The sequence below is a fragment of the Ekhidna sp. genome, assembly GCF_039940915.1.
GTDB lineage: Bacteria > Bacteroidota > Bacteroidia > Cytophagales > Cyclobacteriaceae > Ekhidna.
In genome coordinates this window covers 1,496,183-1,505,000 of record NZ_JBDVFO010000002.1, presented here as the reverse complement: position 1 = coordinate 1,505,000, position 8,818 = coordinate 1,496,183, and the positions used below count along the sequence as shown (strand labels likewise).

General features: G+C 39.9%; 6 protein-coding genes, 2 rRNA genes and 1 pseudogene (1 of these 9 only partly in view). All 9 read left to right on the top strand.

What is annotated here, in order from left to right; genetic code table 11:
• Positions 1–2,433: ribosomal RNA gene (locus tag ABJF57_RS11740) — 23S ribosomal RNA — on the top strand; it begins 431 nt to the left of the window's first position.
• Between the two features lie 93 nt (positions 2,434–2,526).
• Positions 2,527–2,638 (top strand): 5S ribosomal RNA (rrf, locus tag ABJF57_RS11735).
• Positions 2,639–2,731: 93 nt separating this feature from the next.
• Positions 2,732–2,923, top strand: a pseudogene (locus ABJF57_RS11730) (BatA domain-containing protein); the annotation flags it as partial.
• 327 nt (positions 2,924–3,250) lie between these two features.
• The gene (locus tag ABJF57_RS11725) at positions 3,251–4,600 is read left to right on the top strand and encodes a hypothetical protein (RefSeq protein ID WP_462230423.1); all 1,350 of its coding nucleotides are present in this window, start codon (positions 3,251–3,253) and stop codon (positions 4,598–4,600) included.
• The gene (locus ABJF57_RS11720) at positions 4,597–5,850 is read left to right on the top strand and encodes a dihydroorotase (protein ID WP_462229245.1); all 1,254 of its coding nucleotides are present in this window, start codon (positions 4,597–4,599) and stop codon (positions 5,848–5,850) included. The genes ABJF57_RS11725 and ABJF57_RS11720 overlap by 4 nt, the downstream gene beginning before the upstream one ends.
• Positions 5,847–6,356, top strand: coding sequence for a DUF4199 domain-containing protein (locus ABJF57_RS11715; protein ID WP_462229243.1), 510 nt, complete (start codon positions 5,847–5,849; stop codon positions 6,354–6,356). The genes ABJF57_RS11720 and ABJF57_RS11715 overlap by 4 nt, the downstream gene beginning before the upstream one ends.
• A gap of 2 nt (positions 6,357–6,358) precedes the next feature.
• Positions 6,359–6,880 (top strand): DUF4199 domain-containing protein, encoded by a 522-nt coding sequence (locus tag ABJF57_RS11710; RefSeq protein WP_462229241.1) that lies wholly within the window; start codon positions 6,359–6,361, stop codon positions 6,878–6,880.
• Positions 6,843–7,850 (top strand): glycosyltransferase family 2 protein, encoded by a 1,008-nt coding sequence (locus ABJF57_RS11705; protein ID WP_462255732.1) that lies wholly within the window; start codon positions 6,843–6,845, stop codon positions 7,848–7,850. Before ABJF57_RS11710 ends, ABJF57_RS11705 begins: the two co-directional genes overlap by 38 nt.
• Positions 7,843–8,808 carry a glycosyltransferase family 2 protein gene (locus ABJF57_RS11700; protein ID WP_462229237.1) on the top strand — a complete coding sequence of 322 codons (966 nt, stop codon included), beginning with the start codon at positions 7,843–7,845 and terminating at the stop codon, positions 8,806–8,808. Before ABJF57_RS11705 ends, ABJF57_RS11700 begins: the two co-directional genes overlap by 8 nt.
• The last annotated feature ends 10 nt before the right edge of the window (positions 8,809–8,818 follow it).

Below are 8,818 nucleotides of genomic sequence, written 5' to 3'. Positions count from 1 at the left end.
CACCATCCGGTAAGGCTAAATACTCCTGAGAGACCGATAGTGAACTAGTACCGTGAGGGAAAGGTGAAAAGTACCCTGAGTAAGGGGGTGAAATAGTTCCTGAAACCATACGCTTACAAGCGGTCGGAGCCCATTAGTTGGGTGACGGCGTGCCTTTTGCATAATGAGCCTACGAGTTAGTGTTGTTGGCAAGGTTAATACATTAAGTGTTGAAGCCGAAGCGAAAGCGAGTCTTAACAGGGCGATCAGTCAGCAGTACTAGACGCGAAACTTGGTGATCTACCCATGACCAGGGTGAAGTGTAGGTAACACTACATGGAGGCCCGAACCAGTTGACGTTGAAAAGTCTTTGGATGAGTTGTGGGTAGGGGTGAAAGGCCAATCAAACTGAGAGATAGCTCGTACTCCCCGAAATGCTTTTAGGAGCAGCGTGGAAGTTAGTTTATCAGAGGTAGAGCTACCGATTGGACTAGGGGGAGTCAAATCCTACCAAATCCAGACGAACTCCGAATGCTGATAAATATATTCCGCAGTGAGGGCTTGGGTGCTAAGGTCCGAGTCCGAGAGGGAAAGAACCCAGACCTACAGCTAAGGTCCCTAAATTTGTACTAAGTTGAACTAAGGAGGTTCAGCTGCTTAGACAGCCAGGATGTTGGCTTGGAAGCAGCCATTCATTTAAAGAGTGCGTAACAGCTCACTGGTCGAGCGGCAGAGCATCGATAATAATCGGGCATCAAGTACAATACCGAAGCTTAGGATCATTTATGATGGTAGGGGAGCATTCTCTAGACAAAGAAGGTGTGACGCGAGTCATGCTGGAGAGTAGAGAAGAGCAAATGTAGGCATAAGTAACGATAAGGCAGGCGAGAAACCTGCCCACCGATAGACTAAGGATTCCCCGGCAATGCTAATCAGCCGGGGGTTAGTCGGGACCTAAGGCGAACCCGAAAGGGGTAGTCGATGGACAACTGGTTAATATTCCAGTACCACCTTTATTTTCGATGGGGTGACGGAGTAGTGAAAGCACCGCGTACTGACGGAATAGTACGTTGAAGGGTGTAGGTATAAGGACTGTAGGTAAATCCGCAGATCTTGCTGAACCTGATAGTACCACAAATCTTCGGATGCGTGGATAGTGTGCCTAAGCAGACTTCCAAGAAAAACCTCTAAGGTTAGGATAAAGGTGCCCGTACCGTAAACCGACACAGGTAGTCAAGGAGAGAATCCTGAGGTGCTCGAGTGATTCATGGTTAAGGAACTAGGCAAAATAGCCCTGTAACTTCGGGAGAAGGGGCTCCTACTTCGGTAGGACGCAGTGAAAAGACCCAGGCGACTGTTTATCAAAAACACATGGCTGTGCGAACTTGAAAGAGGATGTATACGGCCTGACACCTGCCCGGTGCTGGAAGGTTAAGGGGGGATGTTATCTTCGGAGAAGCATTGAACTGAAGCCCCAGTAAACGGCGGCCGTAACTATAACGGTCCTAAGGTAGCGAAATTCCTTGTCGGGTAAGTTCCGACCTGCACGAATGGTGCAACGATCTGGGTACTGTCTCAACCATGAGCTCGGTGAAATTGTAGTTCCGGTGAAGATGCCGGATACCCGCAACGGGACGGAAAGACCCCGTGAACCTTTACTATAGCTTCACATTGGTATTGGGTAAATGATGTGTAGGATAGCTGGGAGACTCTGAAGCTGCGTCGTCAGGCGTGGTGGAGTCGTTGGTGAAATACCAGCCTTTATTTATCTGATGCCTAACCCCGAAAGGGAGACAGTGTGTGGTGGGTAGTTTGACTGGGGTGGTCGCCTCCAAAAGAGTAACGGAGGCTTTCAAAGGTACCCTCAGCACGCTTGGTAACCGTGCGCAGAGTGCAATAGCATAAGGGTGCTTGACTGTGAGGCCTACAAGCCGAGCAGGTAGGAAACTAGGATATAGTGATCCGGCGGTTCTGTATGGAAGGGCCGTCGCTCAAAGGATAAAAGGTACTCCGGGGATAACAGGCTGATCTCCCCCAAGAGCTCATATCGACGGGGAGGTTTGGCACCTCGATGTCGGCTCGTCACATCCTGGGGCTGGAGAAGGTCCCAAGGGTTGGGCTGTTCGCCCATTAAAGTGGCACGCGAGCTGGGTTCAGAACGTCGTGAGACAGTTCGGTCCCTATCTGTTGTGGGCGTAAGAAATTTGAGTAGATCTGACTTTAGTACGAGAGGACCGAGTTGGACTAACCGCTGGTGTACCAGTTGTTCCGCCAGGAGCACTGCTGGGTAGCTACGTTGGGAAGGGATAAGCACTGAAAGCATCTAAGTGCGAAACCCACTACAAGATGAGATTTCTTTTAAGAGATGTTCTAGATTAGGACGTAGATAGGCTGCAGGTGTAAAGGCAGTAATGTCAAAGCTGAGCAGTACTAATTACTCGTAAACTTTTTTGAAGCGTTTCGATAAACTCGCGTTTTTCATGTGAATCTTTCATTTTTAATGTCAAGACATTAAGTCCTGTCCAAATATTGGATATAGGCAAATTTTATGGTGATTATAGCGACGGAGTCCACCTCTTCCCATTCCGAACAGAGAAGTTAAGCCCGTCAGCGCTGATGGTACTGCCGTAACAGGTGGGAGAGTAAGTCGTTGCCAGTTTATTAACAAAGCCCCCTTAGAAATAAGGGGGCTTTTTTGTTTTGTATAACTTGCTGCCTCAGTATTCGTTAGACAATCAAATTCTGTACACAGGTGAGTTATTTTTGGTATTTTTTTCTATTTATTTTGGTGCCTGTTTTGGTCCATTTATTTGACTTCCGAAAGGTAAAAAAGGTCTATTTCTCTTCTATAAAATATATTGTTAGTCTTAATTCAAAGACTAGATCAAAATCAAGGGTTAAGTTTTTTTTAGTACTATTTAATCGAATCTTATTCTTTGGCGTCTTGGTGATTTTAGTTTGGTCTTTATTGGATAGGCCTAGGTCGGAAGCAACTGTGGGATCAGTTGCTATTTACAATGACAATTCGATTAGCAGCACGCTTGAAGATAGTCAGGTTTTGCTTGAACAAAACATTAATCTATTATCGAAGGAAACTAGTCTAGTATACTATTATGATAATTTGAATAGGTCTGTGTTAAGTAAAAACTCTCTTTTTAATATAGGGAATGAAGTGTCATCAGAAGGGATGAATTGTGATAGGTTATTTAGCAGAATTAGTGATGTAGAGGTGTCTTCTCTTTATTTAATTTCTGATTTTCAAAAAATTAATTTGCAAGAGCTAAGTTCGTTTTTAAGAGATTCAAGTAGGAATTATGAGTTAGTTGTTACCAAAGATTTGGGTGAAATACGAAATATTTATGTAGATAGTCTCTATCTCAGACCTAATGAGGATAACCTTTCGGAGTTATCGATTCTTGTTGATTTCGGGGTTCACAATATGACGAATGGGAGCGTAGTAGTCAAATTGATGCAAGGAACACGGCAGCTGAGCTCTGTAGTGAAGGATGTGACTGAATTGGACGATGTTAGATTTGATATCTTAAAGGATAATTATGGTTCATATGAGATAGCCATTGATGGCGATGATGTAGTGTATGACAATGCGTTTCATTTTACTATTGGTGAAAGAGCTAAGAGTCAGATTGTAATATTGAATTCAACATCTTCAAACTTGTTAAAAGATGTATATGGTAATTCCGATCTATTTGATTTGGCGCAGCAAGATTTAGGAAACCTTAATTATGACGTAATGATGAACGCTGATTTAGTGGTCATAAGTGATGAGTTTGAGCTTCCTGAGGATATGAAAAACCAGCTTATGGATAAGAATTATATTGTTTTCCCTCCAGATTCAATCAATGTCGTTTCGTATGAGCGATTTTTTGATTTTAAACTGACAGGTTTGACTGAAAAGTTTAGCGAAATTGATGTAGATACAAAACACCCTTTATTTAAAGGTGTTTTTAAAGATCACTTAGAATATGCAAGCCAGTCTGCCAAAGCTGCCTTATTCAATATTGAAGGAATCTTTGAGCCTGTAATTAGTTATAGGGGAGGGGTTCCCTTTTTGCTAGAAAAAGGTGGCGCTTATTTTTTTAATTCTTCGATTTCATCCGGAGGTAGTGGATTCGAGTCAAACGCACTATTTCTTCCAATTCTTTACCAAATAGCCTTCTCATCAATAGGTATGATTGAGAATCCTTACTATTACCCCGGGGATAGACTGACTTTAAAAACTGATGCGACTGATGTTCCAATCAAAATTAGTAAATCAGGTTATGAGGTGATTCCTTCTTTCAATTCTTCAGGGACAGAAGTTGTCCTCGAAATCCCATTCAATTTGGAGGTTGGTACATATGTTGTTACCCAAGGTGCTGACACATTGCGCAGTATTGCGTTAAATATACCTAAGGAAGAATCAGCAATGATAGCTCCCAGTTTGGAAGAATTCACGAAAGAATTTTCGAGGCTACCAAATGTAAATGTTTCTCAAATTTTAGCTGAGGAAAGTAGTGTTACATTTGCTGCAGAGTCACAATCAAGCTTTTGGAAATATGCATTAATTTTGGCGGTGTTTCTACTATTAATTGAAACATTGCTGCATAGATATCTCAAATGAGTTTATTGCTAAAGAATGTACATGTACTTGACCTAAACTCTCCAGCGCATAGCAAGTCGGCCAATATTTTGATTGAAAAAGGAGTTATCACCTCTCTCAATGGTAGATCAGCATCTAAAGAAATTGACTTTAAGGGGAAGTTTGTAAGTTCTGGTTGGTTTGATTTGAATGCTCAATTTCACGATCCGGGGAATGAACATAGGGAAGATATTCAATCAGGCTCGACTCTTGCTCAAAGCGGTGGTTTCACAGATGTTTGCTTGATTCCTGAAACAGAACCTCCGATAGATTCAAAAAGCGATGTAAGCTATGTTTTAGGCAAAGCTGCTGGTGAGATAGATATTTATATCAATGGTGCCGTAAGTGAGGGGTTGAAAGGGGAGAATTTGACTGAGATGCTCGACCTTAGAGATGCTGGTGTATCTGCTTTTTCCGAAGGTGACAGTCCAATCTGGAATTCAGAATTGTTAATGAAAGCACTTCAATACACAGCAAGTATGGGAGTTCCAATCTTTCAGAACGCAAGGGATATTCATATATCTGCAAAAACACATATGCATGAAGGCATAACAAGTACTAATTTAGGAATACGCGGTGAACCTTCATTATCGGAAGAATTGATGATTCAGAGAGATCTGAAAATTTTGAGATATAGTGGAGGAAGTATTCATTTTTCTAGAATTTCAAGCGCGAAGAGTGTTGATTTGATCAAATCAGCTAAGGAGTCGGGCTTTTCTGTGACTTGCGATGTGGGTATTCATCATTTGATTTTTACTGATGAGTCAATTGGTGACTTTGATGCCATCTTTAAGGTTTTACCTCCATATAGAACAGAAGAAGATAGAAAAGCTCTGATAAAGGGCATAAAGGACGGAACAATCGATGCTATATGTTCGAATCACCGTCCATATGACCAAGAGTGCAAGCAGCTGGAATTTGACTTGGCCAATCCAGGCAATATTTCCTTGCAAACTTTTTTCCCTTCTCTAGTGAAAATTTCTAAGGAAGTACCACTAGAGATTCTATTTGATAGAGTGGTAAATGGTCCTAGAAGGGTTCTTAACATTGATGAAGTGAAAATTGAAGTTGGGAAATATGCTAAACTTACCATTCTAGATACAGAAGCTAAGTGGGAATTAAATAGGCAAACCAATCTTTCAAAGTCTCAAAATTCTCCCTATTGGGGAAAGGAATTAACGGGATGTGTATTAGGTACTGTGAATGGGTCTAAAGCAACGTTCAATAAGTGATAAAATCGACTTTAAAGTATTCAATCCTATGTGGGATATTCCTTGTGGGACTTTTTTTTATTTCAATCAATTTTGGAAGTAATCCTCTATTGGATTTCCGCCATTTCATCTTTGATTTGGGTGTTTTTTTCTTGTTTACATTTTTTGCGGGTAAAGAATTTAAAGATTTTAGGAATGATGGGTATTTGCACTTTTGGCAAGGCATAAGTATTGGGTTTATTGTGCTAATTCCAGCGACAATAATTTTTTCTTTAATTTTTTATGTAATATTTGAGACAAATACTGAACTAATAGATGGGTATAAAGAAGGTGCTAGAACATTTTTACTTGACCGTAAGGAGATTTTCCTGAAAGAATTTTCTCAAAATCAACTAGATGAGCAGCTTGCCGCTGTGGATAACATAACGACTACTCAGCTATTGTTTAGTACCTTTTGGAAGAAAATTGGCGCAGGCTTCTTAATAACCCCTGTTGTATCAATAATTTTAAGAAAAAAACCTAAATAACTATGAACAATCACGCAATCAAGTCCGGATTAATGCTAGCTGTAATTAGTATAGTCCTAACTCTTTTGATCTACATCGTTAATCCAGCTACATTGGCTTCAATGTGGATGATGCTATTTTTCCTCGTTTTCATCGCGCTAGTTTCCTACTTTGGAATACAGCACAGAAAAGAAATTGGAGGTTTTATGGCGTTTGGAAAAGCCTGGGTGTACTCTATGCAATTGCTAGTTGTAGCAGGATTAATCATGACAATTTTCAACATATTATTATATAATGTGATTGATCCTGAGTTACCAGTAATTTTAGCTGATCAATCAGTTGAAAATGCAGAGGCTATGATGTCACGTTTTGGTATGCCTGAAGATCAGATGGATGAGGCACTTGAGAAAACCAGAACAGACACCCTCGATAGATTTACAGTAATGGGCTCAATCAAAGGATTTCTTTTTGGACTAATTTTCTATGCTATTTTAGCACTTATTACTGGTGCAATTATCAAAAAGAAAGAACCTGAGCTTGAGTAAAAAAGATTTAACAATAGTAGTACCCGTTTATAACGAGGAAGAATCCATTCCAGAGCTTTTGGAATGGATTTTTCGTGTTATAGACTCAAATAACATTTCCACGGAGGTTTTAATGATTGATGATGGAAGCACGGATACTTCTTGGTCTGTAATAAAAAACAGCGCCGCCCAAGATAGCCGTGTGGTTGGGTTAAGATTTAATCGCAATCATGGCAAATCTGCAGCCCTCCAGACCGGTTTCGATCGTGCTGAGGGAGAAATCGTGATTACGATGGATGCTGATATGCAAGACAGTCCGGATGAAATACCTGACCTGATTAAGTTGATCCAAGATCAAAACCTTCACATAGTTTCAGGGTGGAAAAAAGAAAGACATGACCCAATTAGCAAAACTGCACCCTCTAAGTTGTTCAATTGGGTGACAAGAAAAGTCTCGGGAATTAAGCTTCATGATTTCAATTGTGGGCTAAAGGCCTATCGATTAGATGTTGTTAAAAATATCCACGTGTATGGTGAGATGCATAGGTACATTCCACTTATCGCTAAGTGGAATGGCTTTAATCGTATTCAAGAAAAAGTAGTTGAGCATAGGGCGAGGAAGTATGGGACAACCAAGTATGGAATGAAACGATTCATAACCGGCTTTTTGGATTTACTTTCCGTTACGTTCGTTTCCAGATTTAAAAAGAATCCCATGCATTTTTTTGGTGCATTTGGTAGCTTGTCTTTTATGGGGGGCTTTTTCCTTACAATCTGGGTCATTGCAGAAAAACTTTACAGGCAGTATCATCATTTGAAAACGAGAGACGTAGTTGATCAACCACTTTTTTTTCTGGCATTGGTGGCGCTGATTATAGGTATGCAACTATTTCTAGCAGGATTTTTAGCTGAAATGATGATTCAAGTCAATCATAAGAAAGGAGATTATTTAATCTCTGAAAAAACTGACGATACGAAGGGCAATGCCTAAGTACTCCATAATTATCCCTGTATATAACCGACCTGATGAGGTAGATGAACTTTTGAAGAGTTTGACATTTCAAATGCTTGATGATTTTGAAGTTTTGATCATTGAAGATGGTTCCAATATTAGATGTGAAGACAAAGTTGCTTTGTACGATCAAAAATTGAATATTAGGTACTACTTCAAAGAAAACTCTGGCCAAGGATTTAGCAGGAATTATGGATTTGAGCGAGCATCTGGTGAGTGGCTAATCGTATTTGATTCAGACTGCATCATTCCAAAGGAATACCTGAAAGTGGTGGATGATTATATTAAGGATCATGATATAGCAGCTTTTGGTGGGCCGGATAGCGCCCATGAAAGCTTTACACCCGTTCAGAAGGCCATTAGTTACTCAATGACTTCTTTATTTACAACTGGCGGGATTAGAGGAAATAAAAAACGTTTAGGCGTCTTTCATCCACGAAGTTTTAATATGGGAATAAGTAAGGAAGTTTTTGAAAAAACTAAGGGCTATATTCTACCTAAAAAAGGAGAGGATATAGAGTTTAGTATTAGAATAATAAAAAACGGATTTAAAACAGCGCTAATAGAAGATGCCTTCGTTTATCACAAAAGGAGAACAAATTTCAAACAATTTTTCAAACAATTACATTTTTTTGGTACCGCGAGAATAAATGTTTTTCGATTTTATAAAAGTGAGTTGAAGTTAATTCATTTCTTTCCAAGTGTATTTACCATAGGATTCTTGAGTTCAATGCTTCTTTTTTTCTGGTCTGTTGAAATTGCAGTAGCAGCACTCGCACTCTATTGTATCTATTTTCTTGTGATTCTTATAGACGCTACGATCAAAACTAAAAATTTAAAGATTGGAATTCTATCAACCGGTGCTGCGTTTGTACAATTGACAGCATATGGTATTGGAATGTTTCGAGAGGGTCTTATTTATTTACTAAAGAAATAAGATCTTTAAC

Excerpts from the sequence above, each read along its gene's own strand:
- ABJF57_RS11710 (WP_462229241.1), top strand. The coding sequence starts at position 6,359 with ATGAACAATCACGCAATCAAGTCCGGATTAATGCTAGCTGTAATTAGT.
- ABJF57_RS11700 (WP_462229237.1), top strand. The coding sequence starts at position 7,843 with ATGCCTAAGTACTCCATAATTATCCCTGTATATAACCGACCTGATGAG.
- ABJF57_RS11720 (WP_462229245.1), top strand. The coding sequence starts at position 4,597 with ATGAGTTTATTGCTAAAGAATGTACATGTACTTGACCTAAACTCTCCA.